We start from the raw sequence: 23,481 nt of genomic DNA on the forward strand, positions 1-23,481 counted from the left end.
GCGGTGAACATGAGGGATGATGGTTGCGTGAGTACAGACCACCCAGACCGAGATGTCAACGCGGAGGATCAGCCGATTACCGAAATCTCGAAGGCCGACGAGCCCGAAACCGTGAAACCGGAAGCCGTGAAATCGGAAGACGGTGACCTGGCGGTTGCGCCGGTCGCAAAGCCCCGCCGGCTGACCATGCTCATTGCCATCGCCGCTGTCATCCTGCTCTCGGACATTCTCACGAAGGTGTGGGCAGTCGCCGCGGTCAAGCCGGGGCAGCCGATCGAAATCATCGGTGACGTGGTCACATTCACGATGGTGCGCAATCCCGGTGCAGCGTTCTCGATGGCAACGTCGATGACGTGGATCCTCACCCTCGTCGCCATCGGTGTCGTCATCGGTGTGATCAAGATCGGTCGCACGCTCCGATCACCGTGGTGGGCGCTCGGTCTCGGCCTCGTTCTCGGCGGCGCGCTGGGTAACCTCGTCGACCGATTCTTCCGCTCTCCCGGAATCATGCGCGGACATGTGGTGGACTTCGTCTCCGTCGGTTGGTGGCCCGTGTTCAACATCGCGGATTCCGCGATCGTCTGTGGCGCGATCCTGCTCGTCGTACTGACTCTTTTCGGCTTCGAACCCAACGGTGAACGCCTGCGTGATCACAAGGCGGACGCCAAGAAGCTCATCGAATCGAAGGCCGCAGCCGAGGGAGAAACCAAGTGAGGGAATCCCGTTCGATGCCCGTGCCCGACGGCCTCGACGCCATGCGGGTCGATGCCGGCCTGGCGCGCCTCCTCGGACTCTCGCGCACCGTGGTCGCGACACTCGCGGAAGAAGGCTCGGTACTCGTCGACGGTGTGGCGGTCGGCAAGTCCGATCGTCTGACCGCAGGGTCGTGGCTCGAGGTTGTCCTGCCCGAACCGCCGCGGCCCCTGACCATCGAGGCGACACCGGTCGAGGGGATGGAGATCCTCTACGCCGACGACGACGTCGTGGCAGTCGACAAGCCCGTCGGAGTTGCCGCGCACGCCAGCGTCGGGTGGACGGGACCGACCGTCATCGGCGGACTTGCCGCGGCCGGTTTCCGTATCTCGACGTCCGGTGCCCACGAGCGTCAGGGCATCGTCCACCGTCTGGACGTCGGAACGTCGGGTGTCATGGTGGTTGCCACCTCCGAGCGCGCATACACCTTGCTCAAGCGCGCTTTCAAGCAGCGGACCATCGACAAGCGCTACCACGCTCTCGTGCAGGGACACCCCGACCCGAGCAGCGGAACCATCGACGCCCCCATCGGACGCCACCACGGGAACGACTGGCGATTCACGGTCACGGCCGACGGCAAGCCCAGCGTCACGCACTACGACACCATCGAGGCGTTCCAGGCAGCGAGTCTGCTGGACGTGCACCTCGAAACCGGTCGCACACACCAGATCCGTGTCCACTTCTCGGCGTTGCGCCATCCGTGCTGCGGCGACCTGACCTACGGCGCGGACCCCCGACTTGCCGAGAGGCTCGGTCTCGAACGCCAGTGGCTGCACGCAGTCTCGCTCGGCTTCGCCCACCCTGCGGACGGTCGCTGGGTCGAGATCAAGAGCAAGTACCCGAAGGATCTCGAACACGCACTCGAAGTTCTCCGGTCCTCATGACACCGCGCGGGCTTACCCCCGCGCTGGCCGTCGTCGCGGTGGTGGTCGGCGTGGCGGCGGTGGTGGGCGTGGGGTTCGCGAATCCCGTGCCGACCCCGCCGATCACGACGGACACTCTCGGTCCGGACAGTGGGGAAGCTGTGCCGGGCTACCTCGAGCGAGCGCGAGATTCTGTCGCGTCGGTCGACGGGCCGGTGTGGGCGTTGGTCTCGTTCACGAAGGCACTCACCGTCGACGAGGTCATCACGTCGACCAGCAGTGTTCAGGTGCCGGGCGCTGAGGTCTCGGGCGTTCGCGTGTCCAGGGTCATGTTCCGAGTTCCGATCGAGCGCGTCCAGACGCCGCTCATGTCCGTGCCCGTTCCCGACAACGACGAAGCAGTGCGCAGATCGCCCGGTGTTGCAGCCACGCGACTGATCTCGCTCGGCGGCGACACCGATCGTCAGCAACAGGTGGCGCTCGCGTCGGCGAAGCAATTGTCCGCCGGGTGCGCCTGCGCGGTGGGCGTGCTGGTGCGAGCTACTCCCGAAGGACTCGAAGCGATCGAACATGACTCGAACGTCCGTGCAGTGGAAGCATTGCCGTCCGACGCCTCGCCGTGGTTGGCGGCCGTCCGTCCATTGCTGCCGGAGTACGTGGACGTCGTTGCTCCCGGCCCCGACGACGGCCCGGTCCCGTGAACTCCGGTTCCGTGAACTCCGGTTCTGTGAACTCCGGTTCTGTGAACAAGGACGAACGCGCTAGGTCCGGTTCGTCCTCGGGGATCTTCTACGGTGTGGCGGCTTTCCTGTTGTGGGGAACGTTCCCGGCATTCTTTGGGCTACTCGACTTCGCCGATCCGGTCGAGATCCTTGCGCACCGGGTGGTGTGGACCCTTCTGTTAATGCTGATCGTGTTGGCCTTTGCCGGCCGCCTCGGATCGCTTCGCGGAATCAGCGCACGCACCTGGCTGCTGGTGACCGCGGCATCAGCGGCGATCGCGGTGAACTGGGGAACGTACATCTATGCCGTGGTGTCAGGCCGCGTCGTGGAGGCGGCCCTTGGGTACTTCATCAACCCGCTGGTCACTGTTCTGCTCGGCGTCGTGATCTTCCGCGAACGATTGCGCCGCGCTCAGATCGCTGCCCTTGTTCTCGCTGCAACGGCAGTTGTCGTGATCACGGTCGACTTCGGTAAACCGCCGATCGTCGCATTGGTGCTCGCCGGTTCGTTTGCCACCTACGGGCTGGTCAAGAAGGTGGTTCCGCTCGATCCCCGAACCAGTTTGACTGCCGAGGGAGTCGTCGCCGCACCCTTCGCGGTCGGCTACCTCGTGTTTCTCGGCCTGACCGGGGCCGGTGCCTTCATCAGCAGCGGCGCCGGACACAGCCTGTTGCTGCTTGCCGCCGGCCCGGTCACCGCACTGCCCCTGCTCCTGTTCGGCGTTGCCGCTCAGCGAGTTCCCTTGGCGACGATGGGCATGCTGCAGTACCTCACCCCGGCGCTGCAGATGGCGTGGGGTGTGGCCGTCATGCACGAGGACATGCCGGCCTCACGCTGGATCGGCTTCGTTCTGATCTGGGCTGCGCTGGTGATCTTCACGACAGATACCTTCGTCGCCAGTCGACGTTCGCGGCGTTCGATGAGGTCGAGCGCCGAACCTGAGGTTCCGGTCACGTGATCGGAGGCGGCACACTGCGACTCCTCGATGGCGGTCGCCGAACGTGTCGGCAACGCGGCATACACTCGATCTCGCTCCCAGACCTTCAGAGAGGCGCACGTGGCTGACTCGTTCGTACATCTTCACAATCACACCGAGTACTCGATGCTCGACGGTGCGGCCAAGGTCGGCGCCATGTTCGAGGAGGCCGCTCGTCTCGAAATGACCGCTGTCGGCATGACCGACCACGGAAACATGTACGGCGCCAGCCAGTTCTACAACGAGGCCAAGAGTGCCGGCATCAAGCCGATCATCGGCATCGAGGCGTACATCGCACCCGAGTCTCGGTTCAACACCAAACGAGTTCTCTGGGGAGATCGCAGCCAGAAGTCCGACGACGTCTCCGGTAGCGGTGCGTACACGCACATGACGATGGTGGCCGAGAACGCCACGGGGCTCCGAAACCTCTTCAAGCTCTCTTCTCTCGCGTCAATCGAGGGACAGCTCGGCAAGTGGCCTCGCATGGACGAGGAACTCATCGCGGCGCACGCCGAGGGCATCATCGCCACCACCGGTTGCCCTTCGGGTGAGATTCAGACGCGTCTTCGTCTCGGTCACGATCGCGAGGCTCTCGAAGCTGCCGCGAAGTGGCAGGAGATCTGGGGACCGGACAACTTCTTCCTCGAACTGATGGATCACGGTCTCTCGATCGAGCGCCGGGTGCGCGAGGGTCTGCTCGACATCGGCAAGCAACTCGGTATCCCGCCGCTTGCCACCAACGACTGCCACTACGTCACCAAGGACGCCGCCGAGAACCACGAGGCGCTGCTCTGTATCCAGACCGGCAAGACGTTGTCCGACCCCACGCGCTTCAAGTTCGACGGCGACGGCTACTACCTCAAGTCCGCTGCAGAGATGCGCGCCATCTGGGACAACGAAGTACCGGGGGCGTGCGACAACACCGTGGCCATCGGCGAGCGTGTGCAGTCGTACGAGGACGTGTGGGCGTTCCACGACCGCATGCCGATCTTCCCGGTCCCGGAGGGTCACACGCAGCAGACCTTCCTGCGCGCCGAGGTGATGCGCGGACTCGATCGCCGCTTCCCGAGCGGACCTCCGCAGGAGTACCTCGCCCGCGCCGACTACGAGATCGGCGTCATCAACGAAATGGGCTTCCCGGCCTACTTCCTCGTGGTCGGCGACCTGATCAACCACGCCAAGGACGTCGGAATCCGCGTCGGGCCCGGCCGTGGATCGGCAGCCGGTTCGTTGGTGGCCTACGCGATGGGGATCACCAACATCGACCCCATCCCGTACGGGTTGCTGTTCGAGCGATTCCTCAACCCCGAGCGTGTGTCCATGCCCGATATCGATATCGACTTCGATGATCGCCGTCGCGGCGAGATGGTTCGCTACGCGACGGACAAGTGGGGCAACGACAAGGTCGCCCAGGTCATCACCTTCGGCACCATCAAGACCAAGGCTGCCATCAAGGACTCGGCTCGCGTCCAGTTCGGCAAGCCGGGCTTTGCCATCGCCGATCAGATCACCAAGGCGCTCCCGCCGCCCATCATGGCCAAGGACATCTCGGTTTCCGGTATCACCGACCCGAAGCACGAGCGGTACAAGGAGGCAGTCGAGGTTCGAGCGCTCATCGACTCCAGCCCGGACGTCGCGAAGATCTACAAGACCGCGGTGGGTCTGGAAGGGCTGATCCGTAACGCCGGTGTGCACGCCTGCGCGGTCATCATGTCGTCCGAACCGCTCACCGACGCAATCCCGGTCTGGAAGCGCGCCCAGGACGGCGCCATCATCACCGGTTGGGACTACCCATCGTGTGAAGCTATCGGCCTGCTCAAGATGGACTTCCTCGGTCTGCGAAACCTCACGGTTATCGGCGATACGCTCGAGAACATCAAAGCCAACCGCGGCATCGACCTCGACCTCGACACGTTGCCGATGGACGATGCGGCAACATACGAACTGCTCGCCCGCGGCGACACTCTCGGTGTGTTCCAGCTCGACGGCGGCGGTATGCGCGAGTTGCTGAAACTGATGCAGCCCACCGGATTCGGCGACATCGTCGCCGCATTGGCGCTGTATCGACCGGGACCGATGGGTGTGGACGCCCACATCTCGTACGCCAAGCGCAAGAACGCCTTGGAAGACGTCAAGCCGATTCACCCCGAGTTGGAGGAGCCGCTCGCGGAGATCCTCTCGGAGACGTACGGCCTGATCATCTACCAGGAGCAGATCATGCAACTGGCGCAGAAGGTGGCCGGTTACACCCTGGGTCAGGCCGACTTGCTGCGTCGCGCCATGGGTAAGAAGAAGCTGTCCGAGCTGGAAAAGGCCTACGCCGGCTTCCGGCAGGGCATGTTGGACAACAACTTCAGCGAAGCCGCCATCAAGGCGCTGTGGGACACGGTCCTTCCCTTCGCCGGGTACGCGTTCAACAAGTCGCACTCCGCCGGATACGGACTCGTGTCGTACTGGACTGCGTACCTCAAGGCGAACTACCCGGCCGAGTACATGGCAGGTCTGCTCACATCCGTCGGTGACGACAAGGACAAGTCCGCGATCTACCTCGCCGACTGCCGCAAGTTGGGCATCACCGTTCTCCCACCGGACGTCAACGAGTCACGCGTCGACTTCGCGACCGTCGGCGACGACATCCGTTTCGGTATGGGGTCGGTGCGCAACGTCGGCGCCAACGTCGTTGCCTCGATCATCAAGGCGCGCACGGAGAAATCGAAGTTCACCGATTTCTCCGACTATCTCGGCAAGATCGACGCGATGGCTTGCAACAAGAAGGTCACCGAATCTCTCATCAAGGCCGGTGCTTTCGACTCGTTGGGTCACCCGCGCAAGGGCCTGATGTTGGTCCATGCCGACGCCATCGATTCCGTGATGAGCACCAAGAAGGCAGAGGCGATCGGACAGTTCGACCTCTTCGGCGGTGCCGAGGCGGACGAGTCGATCACCTCGGTGTTCGACGTCAAGATTCCCGAGGAGGAGTGGGACTCCAAACATCGCCTGGCACTCGAACGAGAGATGCTGGGGCTGTATGTTTCCGGTCACCCGCTCAACGGCGTCGAGCACATTCTTCGCCAGCAGTCCGACACGTCCATCGCCGCGATACTCGAAGGCGGCGTTCAGGACGGTGCCCAGGTAACTCTCGGCGGCATCATCGCCTCGGTGGACCGCCGGGTCAACAAGAACGGTCTGACCTGGTGCATCGTGCAGCTCGAAGACCTCGTGGGTGGAATCGAGGTGCTGTTCTTCCCGCAGGCCTACGCCGTGTACGGGATGGACATCGCCGAGGATGCCATCGTGTTGGTCAAGGCTCGAGTTTCGATCCGAGACGATCGGATGTCGCTGATCGGCAACGACCTTGCGGTGCCTGATATTTCGGCGATCGGGGTCGCGCGCCCCCTGTCGGTCTCGCTGCCGCTTCGGCAATGCACCAAGGACAAGCTCAGTGCTCTCAAGCAGGTGCTGACGAGGCACCCCGGAACATCCGACGTTCACGTTCGGCTGATCGGTGGAACCGAGATCAGCTTGTGGAAGGTCGACGACGTCCTTCGGGTCGAACCATCCTCGGCTTTGATGGGCGACCTGAAGGCATTACTCGGGCCGAGCTGTCTGACGGTCTGACCGCCGATCGAGCGCACCTGAACCGAACGAAGGGACCTTGCTGCATCAGCAGCAAGGTCCCTTCGTGGTTCGCGGGAGTACGGGGAGTGGAGTGATCAGGTGGTGCGTGAGTAGTACACGCGACGCGCCCACCAGGTGACCACGGCTGCTGTTGCGGCAGTCAGTACGGCTACCTGCATCGACTGGGTGACAGCTCCGGCGACCACGAACAGCACAAAACCGACCGCGAGAGCTTCGATCTTGTACAGCGGCCACCGAGTCCCGGCCAGATCGACGAAATGGTCGGACGAGGGGCGTGATTCGCGAGTGGAGATATCTGCGGTAGTCATCTCGTCCCTTTCTCGGTGCAGTCTGTTCTCGCTGCGGCCTGGTTAGCGATACGGCTGTTCGAAGCTGTGGTTTCAGAGTAGCCAGAGATGAGAGTTCGGGCAAGCGAACTTTATTGATCGGCAGCTCACTTAATCGATCAACCAGGGGAGTGTGCCGACGACGGTCCTGGTCGGTGTGGTTCGGTGGCCAAGGTGCTCGAGTGGGTGTTCACTGGTACACATGCCAATCACAGGTGAGTACGAACCCAGTCCAGCGTCGTGGGCCGCCGATCAGGTCGCACGCATCGAGAACTCCGGTGGCACCGAGGGAAACGACATGAACGGCATGCCCGTCGTCGTTCTCACGACCGTCGGGGCAAAGTCCGGCAAGGTCAGGAAGACGCCGCTGATGCGCGTCGAGCACGACGGCTCGTATGCCGTTGTGGCTTCGCTTGGTGGCGCTCCGAAGAATCCGGTTTGGTACTACAACGTCAAGGCCGATCCGCACGTCACGCTGCGTGACGCGACGCAGGTCTTCGACCTGGTTGCTCGTGAAGTCACCGGAGACGAGAAGGCGATCTGGTGGGAGCGCGCTGTCGCTGCGTACCCCGACTACGCCGATTATCAGACGAAGACCGATCGTGAGATCCCGGTGTTCGTGCTCGAACCCAAGTAACGCACTGCAGTCCTCACGAAACGGCAGTCCACAAGAAGCACTGCATAAACCACAAGCAAATCGTCACTCGCGGGGGTCGGCGATCCCGACTCCCGTGAGTGTGTCATGGAGGTCTGATGAGTCCGAAAACCGTTGCAGATCAATTGGTTCAGCAGCTCGTTGACGCGGGTGTCAGTCGGATCTACGGAATTGTCGGTGACAGTCTCAATCCCATCGTCGATGCGGTACGTCGCACCGGTGGTTCCGAAAAGGGCGGAATTGACTGGATACACGTCCGTCATGAGGAAGCAGCTGCGTTTGCGGCCGCAGCGGATGCCCAGATCACCGGGAAACTCGCAGTGTGTGCCGGATCCTGCGGTCCCGGAAACCTTCACCTGATCAACGGCCTGTACGACGCTCATCGTTCGGGCGCGCCGGTCCTCGCGATCGCCTCACACATCCCCAGCGCCCAGATCGGAATGGGCTACTTTCAGGAAACGCATCCCGAGCGGATCTTCATCGAATGTTCGAGTTACACCGAACTCGTCAGCACGGCAGTCCAATCACCTCGCGTGGTGCAGTCGGCGATTCAGCATTCGGTGGCTCGAAACGGCGTCTCGGTGATCGTGCTTCCCGGGGACATCGCCGATTGTCCGGCAGAAGGCACCCCGCCGACGCTCGTCGAAACCCGAAGGCCGACAGTCGTTCCGGATGCCGGTGACGTCAAGGCGTTGGCAGATGTGATCAACGGCTCGCGTAAGGTTGCGATCTTCGCCGGCGCAGGCGTGCGAGACGCACGCGCCGAGGTGTTGGCGCTGGCCGAAACCGTCGGGGCTCCCATCGGGCATTCGCTGCGCGGCAAGGAATGGATCCAGTACGACAACCCGTACGACGTCGGGATGACGGGATTGCTCGGTTACGGTGCGGCGCACGACGGTATCCACGGAGCCGATCTTCTGCTCCTGATCGGTACGGACTTTCCTTACGACCAGTTCTTGCCCGATGACGTTCGTACCGCTCAGATCGACATCGCGGCCGAGCGGTTGGGGCGTCGAACCAGCCTGGACCTGGCGGTGCACGGTGACGTCGCGAGCACCTTGAGCGCACTGATTCCGCAACTCGATCGAAAGACCGACCGCGGGTTCCTGGAGGATACGCTCGCAAAGCACAACACTTTGATGACCAAAGTGGTTGGTGCGTACACGGATCCAGTCAAGCAGCGCACACCCATTCATCCCGAGTATGCGGCCTCGATCCTCGACGATCTGGCGGCCGACGACGCAATCTTCACCGCCGACACCGGGATGTGCAACGTGTGGACGGCGCGCTATCTCAATCCGAACGGATCGAGACGCTTCATCTCCTCGGCGCTGCACGGATCCATGTCCAATGCGCTCCCACATGCGATGGGTGCGGCATGGTCGAGTCCGGGGCGTCAGGTCATCTCGGTGTCGGGCGACGGTGGATTGTCGATGCTGCTCGGTGAGTTGGTCACCGTCGCGATGTACAAGTTGCCGGTCAAGATCGTGGTGTTCAACAACTCGACGCTCGGAATGGTCAAGCTCGAGATGCTGGTCGACGGCCTTCCGGATTTCGGGGTCGACGTGCCCGCGGTCGACTACGCGGCGGTTGCTGCTGCGCTCGGTATCTTCTCGCGCCGAATCGAGAATCCCGCGGACATCGAAGCGGGCCTACGCGCCGCGCTCGATCACGACGGTCCGGCCTTGGTTGATCTGGTGACCGATCCGCTGGCATTGTCGTTGCCGCCCACCATCACCGGTGGTCAGATGAAGGGCTTCGCTTTGGCGATGTCGAAGATGGTGATGAACGGCGGCGTCGGCGAGGCGGTGCAGATGGCCAAGTCGAACCTGCGGAACGTGCCACGTCCCTCACAGTTGGATCCTCGCGGCTGACCTACCCGCCGCCCTGCCTCGCAGACCATGTGGGGCGGGGTGGTGGGAAGGTTGATCCCCGACGTGCGAAAATGGCGGAGTGTCTAACTCGCCCGATGTCGTAGTAACGAAGTCCACCGTCCCCGCGCTCGACGCGCAGGAGATCGACGCGGCCATCGAGCGAATTCAGCACGTCATTGCGGCGACACCCCTGCAGTACAGCGACCGTCTTTCGGCGTTGACCGGCGCGCACGTGTACCTCAAGCGCGAGGACCTCCAGGGCGTTCGTTCGTACAAGATTCGTGGCGCGTACAACCTGATCGCTCAGCTCAACGAGGCCGAGCGCGCGGCCGGCGTGGTGACTGCCAGTGCCGGTAACCATGCGCAGGGTGTTGCCTTCGCGTGCCGAACGATGCAGATCAAGGGTCGGATCTACGTTCCGGCAAATACCCCCAAGCAGAAGCGTGATCGCATCCGCGCCCACGGTGGAGCGTTTGTCGAACTGTTCATGATCGGTGAGACCTATGACGCCGCCGCTGCTGCGGCCGCGGAGGACGTAGCCGAAACCGGCGCAACCATGGTTCCCCCGTTCGACGACGTGCGCACCGCTGCGGGGCAAGGAACCATCGCAGCGGAGATTCTCACGCAACTGGACGCACCTCTCGACACGATCGTCGTGCCGGTCGGCGGCGGCGGTTGCATCGCGGGCATAGCCACCTATCTGCACGAGCGATCGCCCAAGACGTCGATCGTCGGGATCGAGCCGTCCGGCGCGGCGTCCATGACGGCCGCTCTCGTTGCCGGGGGCCCGGTGACTCTTCCCGACGTCGATCCATTTGTCGACGGGGCAGCGGTCAAGAGGATCGGCGATGTTCCCTACGAGGTCGTCTCACGTCTGGGTGCCGCCGTGGTGTCGCACGCGTCGTTGCCGCTCGTGGCTCGTCAACTTCAGACACGCTCCGGTTCGGGATCGTTTGTCGTCAATCAGATCGACGAGGGCGCTATCTGCACGGCGATGCTCGAGCTGTATCAGAGCGAGGGCATCATCGCCGAACCCGCGGGAGCGCTTTCCGTTGCGGCACTTCAGAATTTGACGTTCGAGCCGGGTTCGACCGTCGTGTGCCTGATTTCCGGTGGCAACAACGACGTCTCCCGTTACGGCGAAATCCTCGAGCGCTCGCTCGTTCACCTCGGGCTCAAGCACTACTTCCTGGTGGACTTTCCGCAGGAACCGGGAGCGCTCCGTCGCTTCCTCTCGGACGTGCTCGGGCCGGACGACGACATCGCGCTGTTCGAGTACGTCAAGCGAAACAATCGCGAGACGGGTGCCGCGTTGGTGGGTATCGAACTCGGTTCCGCCGACGGTTTGGCGGCCTTGCTCGAGCGAATGGAGCGCGCGCCGATGCAGTCCGAGAGGCTCGAGCCGGGAAGCCCGGCGTACCGCTATCTGACGTAAGGGACGCCCCCGGTCAGGGCCGCAGTCGCTCGACCACCTGTCGATGCAATTCGGGATCTGGCTGGGGGAGCCCGAGCATGGCCGCCAAGTACAGACCGTCGCCGACGAGTCGGATGATCTCGGCTTGTATGGGATCGGCGATCTCGGTCTGAAGGCCTTTGTCCCAGCTGCGCATCACGTGGGTAACGGCTTTCTGGATCTCGTCGTGTTGTCCGTCGACTGTTCTCAGTGCCGCGATGATCGACCGGAAGAGTGAGAGTTCTTCGCTTTCGTTCGCATCGGGGATCTGCAGATAGAACTCGGTGACCGTCGTACCGCCTGCTACGGCGTCTTCGAGTTGTTGATCCGAGCGTTCTCCGAGTCTGCGGACCATCGCCGCGAGGAGTGCTTCCTTGCTGGGGAAGTGATAGAGAAGTCCGCCCTTGGAAACCCCGGCTTCGGCAGCAACGCCTTCGAGCGTGACTTGGGCAACGCCGCTGACCAGCAGCAGCTTCTCCAGTGCGTCGAGAATTCGATCGCGGGTGTCGGCAGCCATGTGATGTGACCCTACCCGGAAATAACTTTACCGCTTGGACGGTTCACTGTTACCGTAGACCTACTGTACCGGCTGGACGGTTCAGTGAAATTTTTTCGAAAGAACTCAGAGAAAGTCGCAGGGGAGCAATGTCAGTGTCGGCAGATCAGACGTCTGCAATCAATCCCGACGAGGTTCGGGCGACAAAGCGTGACTGGGCGGGCTTGATAGTCCTTGCCTTTGCTGTGTTGCTCATCGCAGTCGACGGCACGGTGCTCGATCTTGCGCTTCCGTTCATCAGCGCCGATCTCGAGCCGAGCAGCACGCAGTTGCTGTGGATCATCGACGTCTATTCGTTCGTGCTCGCCGGTCTGCTCATCACCATGGGTACGCTCGGTGACCGGATCGGTAGGCGAAAACTGCTCCTGATCGGCGCAGTCGGCTTCGGTCTCGCCTCGATCATCGCCGCTCTCGCTGTCAGTCCCGAGATGCTCATTGCCGCCCGCGTGCTGCAGGGTATTTCCGGTGCAACGCTGATGCCGGCCACCCTCGGTCTGATCCGCACGATCTTCGTCAACCCGCGTCAGCGCACCGAGGCAATCGGTGTCTGGGGCGCGATGGCCGGTGGCGGTACAGCGGCAGGCCCTTTGGTCGGTGGTTGGTTGCTCGAGCACTTCTGGTGGGGTTCGGTCTTCTTGATCAACATTCCGGTCATGATCGCGCTGGTTGTACTCGGCCCGATCCTGATCCCGGAGTCGAAAGACCCCAACCCGGGTCGATTCGACCTCATCAGCGCTGGTCTGTCGATGGCGACCATGTTGCCGTTGGTGTACGCGGTCAAGGAATCCGTGGTGCACGGCGTCAGCATCACGTTGCTGGTGATCGGCCTTGTGGGTCTCGCCGCCGGCTACGTGTTCGTGCGTCGTCAGCGGATGCTGAAGGATCCGATGTTGGATCTGAAACTGTTTGCCAATGCGTCGTTTTCCACCGCCGTCATCACCAACCTGCTCTCGATCTTCGCACTCGCCGGTGTCCTGTTCTTCGGCTCGCAGTACCTGCAGTTGGTGCTGGGTAACTCGGCGCTCGACGCCGGCCTGCTGATGCTCCCGGGTATGTTGCTCAGCGCATTCACCGCGGTTGCGGCGGCCTGGTTGATTCGCCGGTGGTCGGTGTCTCACGTGCTCAGCGCAGGCCTCGCGGTTGCCGGTATCGGTGCTGCGATGCTGCTCGCCCTCGGGGTGGACAGCGGCCCGTTGATGTTCGTGATCGGCTTCGGTCTGGCCGGTGCAGGTGTCGGTGTCGCACTGACCCTGACGTCGGATCTTGTGGTCAGTTCGGTGGAACCCGAGCGTGCCGGCGCTGCGTCCGCGGTGTCGGAGACTGCGTACGAACTCGGTATCGCGCTCGGTGTGGCGATCCTGGGCAGCGTGGTGATGGCGATCTTCCGCAAGGGAATCGACACGTCCATGCTCGAAGCAGATCAGGCGCACGCTGCGCAGGGCACCCTCGGCGGTGCGCTGCAGGAAGCGACGTACCTACCTGGTGAACTCGGTTCGGTGCTTGCCGATTCCGCGAAGGCGGCGTTTGTCGACGGTATGCACGTTGCCGCCGGCGCAACCGCTTTGGTTCTGTTCGTCAGTGCCGCATTGGTATTGCGGATGCTGCGGAGTACACCAGAGAACGCGAAGCGTTGATGCGTGTAACAGTAGAACGCGAAGCGCTAGCTCCTGCAGAATCCGGGTAGTCAGCTTTCGAGTACGACGAACGAGTGCCCAGGCACGACTGTTGCGGACGCGGTCTCGTCCTGTGTCGGCGGATCCCACCAGAGGATGGGGGTTCCGCCGGCTGGGACCGAGGCCGCGTCCGTTCCCAGATTGCACACGATCTGTAATGCGCCGCGGCGCAGGGTGATCCACTGGTCGTCCTCGTCGTAGTCGACGTGCAGGTGCCCCAGCCAGGGGTCGGTGATCTCGATTCGCCTCTTGCGCAGGGCAAGGAGATCGCGATAGCACGCCAGGACGCGAGCATGTGTCTCGTCGGTTCGCTCGTCCCAGTCCAGTTTCGATCGCAGAAATGTCTGTGGATCTTGCGGATCCGGAATGTCGTCGCTGTTCCAGCCGTGTGCCGCGAACTCCGCCTTACGGCCCTTGGCGGTGGCCTCGCCGAGTTCCCGTTCCGGATGCGAGGTGAAGAACTGGAACGGAGTGGAGGCTCCCCATTCTTCTCCCATGAACAGCATCGGCGTGTACGGCGAGAGCAGGACCAGTGCTGCCTTGATCGCCAATTGTCCTGGCGTCAGATAGGCGCTCGGGCGGTCGCCGATCGCTCGGTTGCCGATCTGATCGTGGGTGCACGTGTATGCAAGCAGAGCACTGGCGGGCTGATGCGTGATATCGATCGGCCGGCCGTGAACCCGCCCACGGAACGAGGAATACGTTCCGGCGTGGAAGAACCCGCGCCGCAATGTACTTGCAAGGGATTCCAAGGATCCGAAGTCGGCGTAATAACCCTGACGTTCGCCGGAGACGGCTGTGTGAATGGTGTGGTGGATGTCGTCGTCCCACTGCGCGTCCAAGCCGAACCCGCCCGCCGCTCGTGGCGTGATCAGAGTGGCGTCGTTGAGATCACTTTCGGCAATCAACGTGAGCGGTCGGCCCAGATGGGCCGACAGTGTTTCCGTTCGGACGGCGAGTTCCTCGAGGATGTGCGTTCCGGTGTGATCGACCAACGCGTGGACGGCGTCGAGGCGTAGGCCGTCGATGTGGAAATCACGCATCCATCGCAGGGCATTCCCGATGATGTATTCGCGAACCTCGCCCGACTGCGGGCCTCCGATGTTGATCGTTCGGCCCCAGGTGTTCGCGCCATCGGCAATGTAGGGGCCGAACTTTTCGAGGTAGTTACCCGACGGGCCCAGGTGGTTGTAGACCACGTCCAGGATCACGCCGAGTCCACGTTCGTGGGCCGCATTCACCAAGCGCTGTAACCCGTCCGGGCCACCGTAGATCTCGTGGACCGTGTACCAGAGCACACCGTCGTAGCCCCAGTTGTGAGTTCCGTTGAAACCGTTGACCGGCATGATCTCGACGAACCCGACGCCGAGGTCCACGAGGTGATCGAGACGCTCGATCGCGGCGTCGAAAGTTCCTTCGGGGGTGAACGTTCCGATGTGCAGTTCGTAGACCGACGATCCTGGGAGTTGCCGTCCGGTCCACTGAGAGTCGGTCCAGGAGGACTCGTCGAGTTGGTGCAGTTGGGAGCGGAGATGCACGCCTTCGGGCTGGCGTGGTGACCGCGGATCCGGGAGTATTTGACCGTCGACGACAAAGCCGTAGCGAGCTTCGTTGTCGCAGTCGACCTCGCCTCGCCACCACCCGTCGTCGGTCCGCTCCATGTCGTGCGTGATGCCATCGACTTCGACCCGGACCGATTCCGGCGTTGGCGCCCAGACCTCGAAAGTATGCACACGATCAGCATGCCTTGTTCGGTCGGATGTGGCAGCCCGGCGGGGTGGATCCGTCGTCATGGACTGTTTCTAGCCGCGGGTGTTGCCAGACGGAGCGGACAACGTGATCAGTTCCGGAGTGGGTGCGCCGCAGCATCCGCCCTCGGCTTCCCCGCCTTCGGCTTCCGCTGCGTCAGCTTCGTCGAAAACACCTGCACCGCCGCAGACTCCGGTCTCCGGAAGGATCAGCTCGACGCGGGCTGCCGCTTCGTGATCGCCGGCGAGTTCGGCGGCGATGCTGCGAACCTGCTCGTAGCCGGTCATCGCCAGGAAGGTGGGTGCCCGGCCGTAGCTTTTCATTCCTGCCAAGTACACGCCTGGCTCCGGATGGCGAAGCTCCTTCGCGCCATGCGGGTACACCGTGCCGCACGAGTGGACGTTCGGGTCGATCAGTGGAGCCAACTCGACCGGTGCTTGTAAGACCGGGTCGAGGCCGAGTCGAATTTCCGAAAGCCAGGAAAGATCGGGGCGGAATCCGGTCAGCGTTATGACGTTGTCCACGTTCTCGATGCGATCACCGGCATCGGAGGCAAGTACGAGTTGTCCCGAAGGGGTTGTTGTCACCTCTGCGGTGCGGAAGCCGGTGACCACTCTCAGTAGTCCGTCCTCGACGGCCTTCTTTGCGCGCAGTCCCAGGGCGCCGCGCGCGGGCAGTTCGTCAGCTTCGCCGCCACCGAACGCTGAGCCGACGTTTCCTCGGCGGACCGCCCAGATGATGCGGGTGCTCGGAGCCTGCTCCGCCAACCCCGACAGCGCAACGATCGCCGTCAGCGCAGAGTGGCCGCTCCCCGCGATGACCGTGTGTTTTCCGGCAAACTGTGCACGCACCGCCGGATCGTCGAGATCAGGAACCCGGTACCTGATCGCAGTGCCCACAGCGCCCTCGCCGAGGGCGGGAAGACCTTCACCGCCGAGCGGGTTGGGAGTACCCCAGGTGCCGGATGCGTCGACAACCGCCTGGGCGAACACGCGGTCCTCGGTTCCGTCACGGCGGCGCAGATGAATCGAGAGGGGTTCGGTATCGCGGCCGGCGTCGACGACCAGGTCACGTCCGCGTCGGGCTACGCCGATCACTTCGGTGTCGAACTGGATGGCGTCGCCGAGTGTTGAGGCGAGTGGCCCGAGGTAGAGGTCGCGCCATTGCCGGCCGGTCGGGTACGTCTCAGCGTCGGGAGAGCGCCATCCATTCTGCTCGAGGAGTCGCTGCGCGGCGGGGGAGACGAGTTCGGACCACCGGGAGAACAGTCGAACGTGATTCCACTCGGAGATCGCAGCACCGGCTGTGCTTCCGCGCTCGAAGACAAGGGGTGTGAGTCCGCGTTCGCGCAGTTCTGCTGCGGCTGCCAGGCCGATCGGGCCGGCCCCGATCACGACAACGGGTAGGGGGTTCATCTCGTACCTTTCATCGACGATTATCGATCTTAGTGGAACTGTATCGACAATCATCAATGTAGGCAACCATCGACAGCTGTCGATATAGTGGAGAGATGACATCGCTGCAGACTCCGACGGTGCGCGTCGGTGATTCGGACCCGGATCAGATTGGTTCTTCCGTCCTCGCGCAGGGCGATGCCGATACCTACGCGCAGTGGTTCGCCTGCCTTGCCGAGCCGATGCGCGTCCGATTGCTTCACCGGGTGGCGAGCGCGGTCGGTGGTATTACCGTCGGAGCGCTCGCGGAAGCGTTGGGGATCGGACAACCGACGGTGTCGCACCACCTGCGCAAGCTCGCCGATGTGGGTTTTGTGACCATGCGTAAGGAGGGGACGAGCACGGTCGTCGCGGTGAATCCGACGTGTTGCGTTGCCTTGCCGCAGGCGGCGGACGTGGTGATGGGAGTCCTCGCTCCGCGTCCTTGCTGCCCGAGTGATCTGCCCGACGATGTCTCTGTCCGGGCCATGATCGACGACGACTGGGATGCGGTTCGCCGTATTTACGGCGAGGGTATCGACACCCGAAATGCCACCTTTGCTACTGAGGTCCCCTCGCGTGAGCATCTCCACGAACGGTGGCTGTCGAAGCATCGGTGGGTCGCGACTATCGAGGGTGTTGTTGTCGGTTGGGCTGCGTTGAGTCCAGTTTCCGAGCGTGACTGCTACCGCGGGGTGGCGGAAAACTCCGTGTACGTCGCGGGCGGAATGCGTGGTCGGGGTGTCGGAAAGGCGTTGTTGCGCAAGCAAGTCATGGCCGCTGATGTCGACGACCTCTGGACACTGCAGACGTCGATATTTCCCGAGAATCGCGCCTCCATCTCGCTGCATCATTCGGCCGGGTTCAGAACTATCGGTCTCCGCGAGAGGATTGCCCAGCTTGACGGTGTGTGGCGTGACACCGTTCTGCTCGAACGACGTGCGGTGACCGCCGAGGGGTGAGTCCGGGATCCGGCCGACCGGGCACTCGATTGCGCGTTGATTCGATATCTGTCAATATCGAAGAATGTCGAATCAAGAGTCACCGGAGTCCGAGCCTTGCTGCACCCCGCTCGTCCGTGAACCGCTGACCGAGGATTGGGCCGGCGATTTGTCGCGGATGTTCAAAGCCCTCGGCGATCCGGTTCGTCTCCGCTTGCTGAGCTTGGTGGCAAGTCACGAGGGTGGTGAAGCCTGCGTCTGCGACATCTCCGACTCGTTCGATCTGTCTCAGCCGACGATCTCGCATCATCTCAAGGTGTTGCGCCAGGCCGGGCTGCTCGACTGTGAACGTCGCGGGACCTGGGTGTACTACTGGGTGATTCCTACTGCACTGCAACAGCTTTCCGCCGTTCTACTGGTTGAAGGTACGAGCGTGAGTGTCGCGGACGCGTGCGCAGAGGTCACCGCATGAGCAACACCGCTGCCACCACCGAACACCCCGAAGTCGTCGGAAAACTCTCCACCCTCGACCGCTATCTTGCGGTCTGGATCGGCGTGGCCATGGTCGTCGGCCTGCTGGTTGGACGCTGGATCCCCGGTGTGAACACTGCCCTGGACAAGGTGCAGATCGACGGCATCTCGTTGCCGATCGCCCTCGGCCTGCTGATCATGATGTACCCGGTCCTGGCGAAGGTCCGCTACGACCGCCTCGACACTGTCACCGGGGACAAGAAACTCCTCGCAGGCTCCCTGTTCCTGAACTGGGTTCTCGGCCCGGCGCTGATGTTCGCCCTCGCCTGGCTGTTTCTGCCTGACCTGCCGGAATACCGAACCGGTTTGATCATCGTCGGTCTCGCTCGCTGCATCGCGATGGTGATCATCTGGAACGACCTGGCCTGCGGAGACCGCGAAGCCGCCGCGGTGCTGGTCGCCATCAATTCGGTGTTCCAGGTGATCATGTTCGCCGTGCTCGGTTGGTTCTACCTCTCGGTCCTGCCCGGGTGGCTCGGCCTCGAACAGACCACCATCGACACCTCGCCCTGGCAGATCGCGAAATCGGTCCTGATCTTCCTCGGTATCCCGCTGCTGGCAGGTTTTCTGTCCCGCTTCTTCGGTGAACGCGCCAAAGGCCGCGACTGGTACGACAACAAGTTCATCCCCAAGATCAGCCCCTGGGCGCTCTACGGTCTGCTGTTCACCATCGTCGTGCTCTTCTCGATGCAGGGCGAACAGATCACCTCCCAGCCTTGGGATGTCGTCCGGATCGCGCTGCCCTTGCTCGCGTACTTCGCGCTCATGTGGGGCGGAGGCTACATCCTCGGCGCCGCAATCGGATTGGGCTATGAACGCACGACGACCCTGGCGTTCACCGCCGCGGGCAACAACTTCGAACTCGCGATCGCGGTAGCCATCGCCACCTACGGCGCCACCTCGGGGCAAGCTCTTGCCGGTGTTGTCGGCCCGCTGATCGAGGTACCGGTGCTCGTCGGGCTGGTCTATGTCTCCCTTGCTCTACGCAAACGCTTTGCAGTCAAAGAGGTTTCATCCAGTCGAGAAAGAGCGAGGTCATGAGCAAACCATCGGTGTTGTTCGTCTGCGTCCACAATGCCGGCCGATCTCAGATGGCCGCGGGATTCCTGAGCCATCTCGCAGGCGACGCCATCGAGGTCCGTTCCGCCGGATCCGCACCCGCCGAGACCGTCAATTCGGCAGCGGTCGAGGCGATGGCAGAGCGCGGTATCGATATCTCAGCTCGGTCTCCGAAGATCCTCACCGTTGACGCCGTCCAGGATTCGGATGTCGTCATCACCATGGGCTGCGGCGACACGTGCCCGATCTTCCCCGGCAAGAGCTACCGAGACTGGGTTCTCGACGATCCGGCGGGACAGGGCCTCGAAGCGGTTCGCCCGATCCGTGACGAAATCGAGCGTCGCGTTCAAGCCTTGATCGCTGAACTCACCACTGCCGCGAAGTCTCCCTGACCGATCGGGGAATCGAGAGGATCATTCGCCCGCGGGCTCGATGTGTTCGGCACCGAGGACCGAGAGTCGGTATTCCTGTGCGTCCTGCTCGGTTTCGAAATCTTTCTCTTCGAGGAGGTTTCGATCGGCGTCGAGGTATCGGTAGGTAGTCATTCCTCCACCGTGCCACTGATGTCCGATTCGTGCTCGGATACCGGTTCGATTTCGTCGACGACTGTTTGAATCAGACTTCCGTAGCGCCGGATCAGGTCCTTCGACGACAACGAATCCTCACCGAGGAGTTCGAGCGTCCGCATGCCGGTGGCAAGTCCGAGCAACAGTGAGACGACGACCTGGCTGCGAACCAAACCGGGCTCGGTGTCGCCGATGCGTCGTGCGATCCCGTGAACGTATCGTTCCTTGATCTCTGCCCGGGCGGCGTCCGGATCTGGCGCCTCGTGAACGTGTACTGCGAGCATTGCCCACGGATCGGTTTCGTCGGATTCTCTACGAGCGACAAGTTTCTCGACCAGTTGACAGCCGATGTTTCCGGTGGCGTCGGCATTGGGATCCTCGTCCATCGGAGGTGCGGACGGGATCGCAGCCGAATACAATCGAGCTTTGCTGCCGTAGATCTTCATGACCAGGGCAGGGGAGTAACCGGCTGCGACCGCGATGTCCTTGATGGTCGTCGATGCGTAACCTCGTTCCGCGAACAAGGCTTTCGCTGCTGTGAGGATGCTGGCTTCACCGCTGCTCATGCCGCTCGCCTCGATACCCGATCGCCATGCGTTTGGTTGCTCATACTGTCGTCAACGGCTCGGCATCGACGGGTACGTCGAAGTCGACGACGGTGGACTGCGCGATGACCGCTATCTGACGAGCCAATGTGCCGTGTCCACTCTCGGTCAGCGCGGTCAGGATGTACCGGCCGGATGTCGGGAGTGCGATTCCGTAGTGCCCGGTTCCGTCGGTGACGGTGGATGCGACGAATTCGCCGGTCGGTTTCGTGAGTGTGACGACGGTTCCCGAGGTTGTTCGGCCGTCGACTCCGACCTTGCCGGAGATGGTGAGGCGGTCACCGAGTTCGACGGTGTGCGTCGATTGCGCGCTGTCGAAAGCGATCACCTGCGACCGAGGGGACCAGCCGTCGGCACTCGTCACCACCAAGTACCGTCCGGGCCGGGGTAGTGCGAGGGAGAAGTTGCCCTCGTTGTCGGCGCGACTCCAGTCGATCGGTCGCCCCTCCATGTCCATCACGGTGACAACAGCCTGCCGGATCGGTCGGCTGTCGGCTCGGACCACACGACCGGCAACCACAATTTCCGTTTCGGACACGGCGGCGTCGGGAAGCTCGAACCCTTCCGGGGTCACCGGGCGAAGCGCCGTTTCCGGTTTTGCGCCGCGGCGAGGAATGAACGCAGCGGCAGCGGCAGCAGCCACGGCGGCGAGGGCGGCCAGCCAGAAGATGTTCTTGAAGGCGTCGATCGACGGAAGGCCCTCGCCCGGCCCGGACGGGATGACCATCGAGGTGAGCATGGCGGCAACCACTGCGCTGGATGTGGACGTACCGACTGAGCGGAGCAGCGAATTGAGGCCGTTTGCGGACGCGGTTTCGGTGATCGGAACCGATCGCATGATCAGCATCGGCATCGCGGAGTAGGCGATTGCAGTTCCGATGCTGACCACCGCCGCGCTGATGATGATCAGTGTTATCGAGCCGGTCAGGAACACGCGCGCGATGTAGGCGAGCGCGAGCACAGTGCCGCCGACGATCAGGGTGATCTTGGCTCCGAATCGCTTCGTGATGTTCGCGGAGACGGGAGCGAAGAAGACCATCGCGAGGCCTGCCGGAATCATGCACAGTCCGGCCGCCATCACTCCCAGTTCGAAGCCGTAGCCGGAGATCTTCGGCATCTGGAGTTGCTAAGTGGTGGAGAGGTTGTTCGCATACATCGAGAAGCCGACGAGGATCGAGGCGACGTTGGTCAGCAGAACGGGCCGCTTGGCCGACGTTCGCAAGTCGACCATCGGCTGGGTGACCCGGAGTTCGTACGGGAACCACAGTGCGAGCGTCACGATTCCGATGACGAACATGAGCAATGTCAGTTCGCTCGTCCATCCCCAACGGGCCCCCTTGGAGATGGCGAGGAGGATCGCCGTGAGTGCTGTCGAGAGCATGACCGCGCCGAGGAAGTCGAATTTGCCGCGGGTGCGAACACTCGATTCCGGGACGACGGCGGCTACCGCGATGATCAACAGGACGCCCACGATCGCCGAGAGCCAGAAGATGGCGGGCCAGCCTAGATGCTCGAAGATCAACCCGGACAGGGGGAGCCCGAGTGCGCTGCCGATTCCGAGAGTGGCACTCATCAAGGCTGTTGCCGACGCCACCTTCTCCTTGGGCAGTTCGTCGCGCATGATGCTGATTCCGACGGGGATCATCGAGATCGCGAAGCCCTGGAGGCCACGGCCGATCAGCAGGGCGACAAAGTTGCCGCCGATCGCCGCGACCAGTGATCCGACCACGATCATCGTCATCGAAATCAGCATCATGCGCCGTTTTCCGAACATGTCCGCCAGGCGGGAGACGATCGGAGTGGCGACGGCGCTCGTGAGGAGTGTGACGGTGACGAGCCAGGAGGCGTCGTCAGCGCTGACGCCGAGGATTTTCGGGAAATCGGGCAACAACGGAATGACCATCGTTTGCTGCAGCGCGACCACGGTGCCGGAAAGACAGAGAATTGCAGTGATGAGCCGACTTGAACGGCGAGTGGTCGGAGACGAGTGCAATGCCAAGCGACGGTCCTTCACGCGGCGGTGGTGAACGGGAATTCACCCATGAGTGAACCACTGTTCACCCCTCGCTGTCACCTTCGGTGAATATGCGATTCCTCACGACGGCAACCCGTCCAGGGTTTCCAAGTCGGTATCGCGGGAACAACGTCAGTGGTTGGTCTGCGCCCGCGCGAGCGGGCAGCGAGGAGGAGTGATGCATGCCGAAGTGGGTGACCGTCTCCATGTCCAGGGGCGCGTGGTTGGGCAGGCGGAGGTAACTGCCGAGGTCCTCGAAGTCCACGGGGAGGACGGAGGGCCGCCCTATCTGGTCAGGTACGACAACGGGCACGAGGCGTTGGTGTTTCCCGGTAGCGACGGCTGGATAGATCACCCCGGAAAAGGCTCTTGAACTGCACGATTCTTTCCATGCATGGCCGTTGCATCGAATGCGGCTAAAGTGTGCGCAATGGAGGGCAGACGCCAGTACCACTCCCGCGTGCGTGAAGCTTCCGCACAGCGAACGCGTGAACTCATTCGTGATGCGGCGACGACCTTGTTTGTCCGAGACGGATACGTCAGTGCCACCGTCAAACAGATTGCCGACTCGGCCGGCGTCGCCAATCGGACGGTGTTCACAGCCTTCCCGGGCGGGAAGCTCGAGATCTTCGAAGCGGCCCTCGCCGCGGCGCTCGATGCCGACGAGGTTCCACTCGGCGCGCCGAACCTGGCCTCGGACCCCGATGACGTTCGCCGGATCGTCTCCCAGATCGTGGCACAGGGCATCGGACTGCTCGAACGTGCCGGCGCTCTGATGATGGTCGCGGTCGAATCGTCAGGTGCGGATGCCGACATGCGGCGACTGTCCGAGGAATCGTCGGATCAGTCGGCCGTCAATGCGATGTCGATAGCCGAGGGTCTGTCCGAGCACGGATTGTTGAGGCCCGAGATTTCGCTCGAGAAAGCCGCGGGCATACTTGCCGCTTTCGTCTCGCCTCAGCTTCATCAGCAATTGCGTCGGGTCAGTGGATGGGATGTCGATGCATACCGAGGATGGCTCGAGTTCAACATTCGCCAGAATCTAATGTACTAATCGGTCTGTTTTCGTTAGCATGGCGAGGGTTTTTTATT

Annotated in this window: 23 protein-coding genes; 15 read left to right on the plus strand and 8 right to left on the minus strand. The window is 62.7% G+C overall.

Annotation, left to right across the window (positions count from 1 at the left end; translation table 11 throughout):
* The first annotated feature begins 27 nt into the window (after positions 1 to 27).
* The 5 genes from lspA (at position 28) to dnaE (ending at position 6,933) form a co-directional block, all read left to right on the plus strand.
* Entirely contained in the window at positions 28 to 714 is a 687-nt protein-coding gene (lspA, locus tag RE4_RS16080) for a signal peptidase II (protein ID WP_060938915.1), read from the plus strand.
* Entirely contained in the window at positions 711 to 1,637 is a 927-nt protein-coding gene (locus RE4_RS16085; protein WP_007733161.1) for an RluA family pseudouridine synthase, read from the plus strand. Before lspA ends, RE4_RS16085 begins: the two co-directional genes overlap by 4 nt.
* Positions 1,634 to 2,317, plus strand: a complete 684-nt coding sequence (locus RE4_RS16090) for a hypothetical protein (RefSeq protein ID WP_019748857.1) — start codon at positions 1,634 to 1,636, stop codon at positions 2,315 to 2,317. Before RE4_RS16085 ends, RE4_RS16090 begins: the two co-directional genes overlap by 4 nt.
* 41 nt (positions 2,318 to 2,358) lie before the next feature.
* Entirely contained in the window at positions 2,359 to 3,297 is a 939-nt protein-coding gene (rarD, locus tag RE4_RS16095; protein WP_037120403.1) for an EamA family transporter RarD, read from the plus strand.
* Positions 3,298 to 3,396: 99 nt separating this feature from the next.
* Positions 3,397 to 6,933, plus strand: a complete 3,537-nt coding sequence (dnaE, locus tag RE4_RS16100) for a DNA polymerase III subunit alpha (protein WP_007733155.1) — start codon at positions 3,397 to 3,399, stop codon at positions 6,931 to 6,933.
* A gap of 95 nt (positions 6,934 to 7,028) precedes the next feature.
* Here the strand turns inward: dnaE and RE4_RS16105 are convergent, their stop codons facing one another.
* The gene (locus tag RE4_RS16105) at positions 7,029 to 7,262 is read right to left on the minus strand and encodes a hypothetical protein (RefSeq protein WP_019748854.1); all 234 of its coding nucleotides are present in this window, start codon (positions 7,260 to 7,262) and stop codon (positions 7,029 to 7,031) included.
* 220 nt (positions 7,263 to 7,482) lie between these two features.
* On the opposite strand from RE4_RS16105, the gene RE4_RS16110 reads away from it, so the two are divergent.
* The 3 genes from RE4_RS16110 to ilvA all read left to right on the plus strand — a co-directional run bounded on the left by RE4_RS16110 (position 7,483) and on the right by ilvA (position 11,244).
* Positions 7,483 to 7,917 carry a nitroreductase family deazaflavin-dependent oxidoreductase gene (locus tag RE4_RS16110; protein ID WP_019748853.1) on the plus strand — a complete coding sequence of 145 codons (435 nt, stop codon included), beginning with the start codon at positions 7,483 to 7,485 and terminating at the stop codon, positions 7,915 to 7,917.
* Between the two features lie 116 nt (positions 7,918 to 8,033).
* Positions 8,034 to 9,809 carry a pyruvate dehydrogenase gene (locus RE4_RS16115; protein WP_020969844.1) on the plus strand — a complete coding sequence of 592 codons (1,776 nt, stop codon included), beginning with the start codon at positions 8,034 to 8,036 and terminating at the stop codon, positions 9,807 to 9,809.
* Positions 9,810 to 9,888: 79 nt separating this feature from the next.
* The gene (ilvA, locus tag RE4_RS16120) at positions 9,889 to 11,244 is read left to right on the plus strand and encodes a threonine ammonia-lyase IlvA (RefSeq protein ID WP_019748851.1); all 1,356 of its coding nucleotides are present in this window, start codon (positions 9,889 to 9,891) and stop codon (positions 11,242 to 11,244) included.
* Between the two features lie 13 nt (positions 11,245 to 11,257).
* On the opposite strand, the gene RE4_RS16125 is transcribed toward ilvA, so the two are convergent.
* Entirely contained in the window at positions 11,258 to 11,779 is a 522-nt protein-coding gene (locus tag RE4_RS16125; RefSeq protein WP_019748850.1) for a TetR/AcrR family transcriptional regulator, read from the minus strand.
* Positions 11,780 to 11,907: 128 nt separating this feature from the next.
* Here RE4_RS16125 and RE4_RS16130 point away from each other — a divergent pair, with 128 nt between their 5' ends.
* Positions 11,908 to 13,452 (plus strand): MFS transporter, encoded by a 1,545-nt coding sequence (locus tag RE4_RS16130; RefSeq protein ID WP_019748849.1) that lies wholly within the window; start codon positions 11,908 to 11,910, stop codon positions 13,450 to 13,452.
* 50 nt (positions 13,453 to 13,502) lie between these two features.
* On the opposite strand, the gene treZ is transcribed toward RE4_RS16130, so the two are convergent.
* Complete coding sequence (gene treZ / locus RE4_RS16135) at positions 13,503 to 15,224, minus strand: malto-oligosyltrehalose trehalohydrolase (protein WP_060938916.1); 1,722 nt, start codon at positions 15,222 to 15,224, stop codon at positions 13,503 to 13,505.
* Between the two features lie 69 nt (positions 15,225 to 15,293).
* The gene (locus RE4_RS16140; protein ID WP_020969841.1) at positions 15,294 to 16,655 is read right to left on the minus strand and encodes an NAD(P)-binding domain-containing protein; all 1,362 of its coding nucleotides are present in this window, start codon (positions 16,653 to 16,655) and stop codon (positions 15,294 to 15,296) included.
* A 95-nt stretch (positions 16,656 to 16,750) separates the two neighbouring features.
* Between RE4_RS16140 and RE4_RS16145 the strand changes: the two genes are divergently transcribed.
* The 4 genes from RE4_RS16145 to RE4_RS16160 all read left to right on the plus strand — a co-directional run bounded on the left by RE4_RS16145 (position 16,751) and on the right by RE4_RS16160 (position 19,596).
* Positions 16,751 to 17,635: a helix-turn-helix domain-containing GNAT family N-acetyltransferase gene (locus RE4_RS16145; RefSeq protein WP_020969840.1), complete on the plus strand. Its 885-nt coding sequence runs from the start codon at positions 16,751 to 16,753 to the stop codon at positions 17,633 to 17,635.
* A 64-nt stretch (positions 17,636 to 17,699) separates the two neighbouring features.
* Positions 17,700 to 18,086 carry an ArsR/SmtB family transcription factor gene (locus RE4_RS16150; RefSeq protein ID WP_020969839.1) on the plus strand — a complete coding sequence of 129 codons (387 nt, stop codon included), beginning with the start codon at positions 17,700 to 17,702 and terminating at the stop codon, positions 18,084 to 18,086.
* Positions 18,083 to 19,186 (plus strand): ACR3 family arsenite efflux transporter, encoded by a 1,104-nt coding sequence (gene arsB / locus RE4_RS16155; RefSeq protein WP_020969838.1) that lies wholly within the window; start codon positions 18,083 to 18,085, stop codon positions 19,184 to 19,186. Before RE4_RS16150 ends, arsB begins: the two co-directional genes overlap by 4 nt.
* Positions 19,183 to 19,596 (plus strand): arsenate reductase ArsC, encoded by a 414-nt coding sequence (locus tag RE4_RS16160; RefSeq protein ID WP_019748843.1) that lies wholly within the window; start codon positions 19,183 to 19,185, stop codon positions 19,594 to 19,596. Before arsB ends, RE4_RS16160 begins: the two co-directional genes overlap by 4 nt.
* 21 nt (positions 19,597 to 19,617) lie before the next feature.
* On the opposite strand, the gene RE4_RS31585 is transcribed toward RE4_RS16160, so the two are convergent.
* The 4 genes from RE4_RS31585 to RE4_RS31595 are packed head-to-tail and all read right to left on the minus strand — an operon-like array spanning position 19,618 to position 22,374.
* Positions 19,618 to 19,749 (minus strand): hypothetical protein, encoded by a 132-nt coding sequence (locus RE4_RS31585; protein ID WP_007733137.1) that lies wholly within the window; start codon positions 19,747 to 19,749, stop codon positions 19,618 to 19,620.
* Complete coding sequence (locus tag RE4_RS16165) at positions 19,746 to 20,336, minus strand: TetR/AcrR family transcriptional regulator (RefSeq protein ID WP_019748842.1); 591 nt, start codon at positions 20,334 to 20,336, stop codon at positions 19,746 to 19,748. The genes RE4_RS31585 and RE4_RS16165 overlap by 4 nt, the downstream gene beginning before the upstream one ends.
* A gap of 40 nt (positions 20,337 to 20,376) precedes the next feature.
* Positions 20,377 to 21,492 carry an MFS transporter gene (locus RE4_RS31590; RefSeq protein WP_238076774.1) on the minus strand — a complete coding sequence of 372 codons (1,116 nt, stop codon included), beginning with the start codon at positions 21,490 to 21,492 and terminating at the stop codon, positions 20,377 to 20,379.
* 9 nt (positions 21,493 to 21,501) lie between these two features.
* Positions 21,502 to 22,374, minus strand: coding sequence for an MFS transporter (locus RE4_RS31595; RefSeq protein WP_255246883.1), 873 nt, complete (start codon positions 22,372 to 22,374; stop codon positions 21,502 to 21,504).
* Positions 22,375 to 22,567: 193 nt separating this feature from the next.
* Here RE4_RS31595 and RE4_RS30740 point away from each other — a divergent pair, with 193 nt between their 5' ends.
* Positions 22,568 to 22,762 carry a DUF1918 domain-containing protein gene (locus RE4_RS30740; RefSeq protein WP_003941743.1) on the plus strand — a complete coding sequence of 65 codons (195 nt, stop codon included), beginning with the start codon at positions 22,568 to 22,570 and terminating at the stop codon, positions 22,760 to 22,762.
* A gap of 57 nt (positions 22,763 to 22,819) precedes the next feature.
* Positions 22,820 to 23,443, plus strand: a complete 624-nt coding sequence (locus tag RE4_RS16180; RefSeq protein ID WP_019748839.1) for a TetR/AcrR family transcriptional regulator — start codon at positions 22,820 to 22,822, stop codon at positions 23,441 to 23,443.
* Positions 23,444 to 23,481 lie beyond the last annotated feature (38 nt).

Source organism: Rhodococcus erythropolis NBRC 15567 (assembly GCF_001552595.1).
GTDB classification, from domain to species: Bacteria; Actinomycetota; Actinomycetes; order Mycobacteriales; family Mycobacteriaceae; genus Rhodococcus_F; species Rhodococcus_F erythropolis.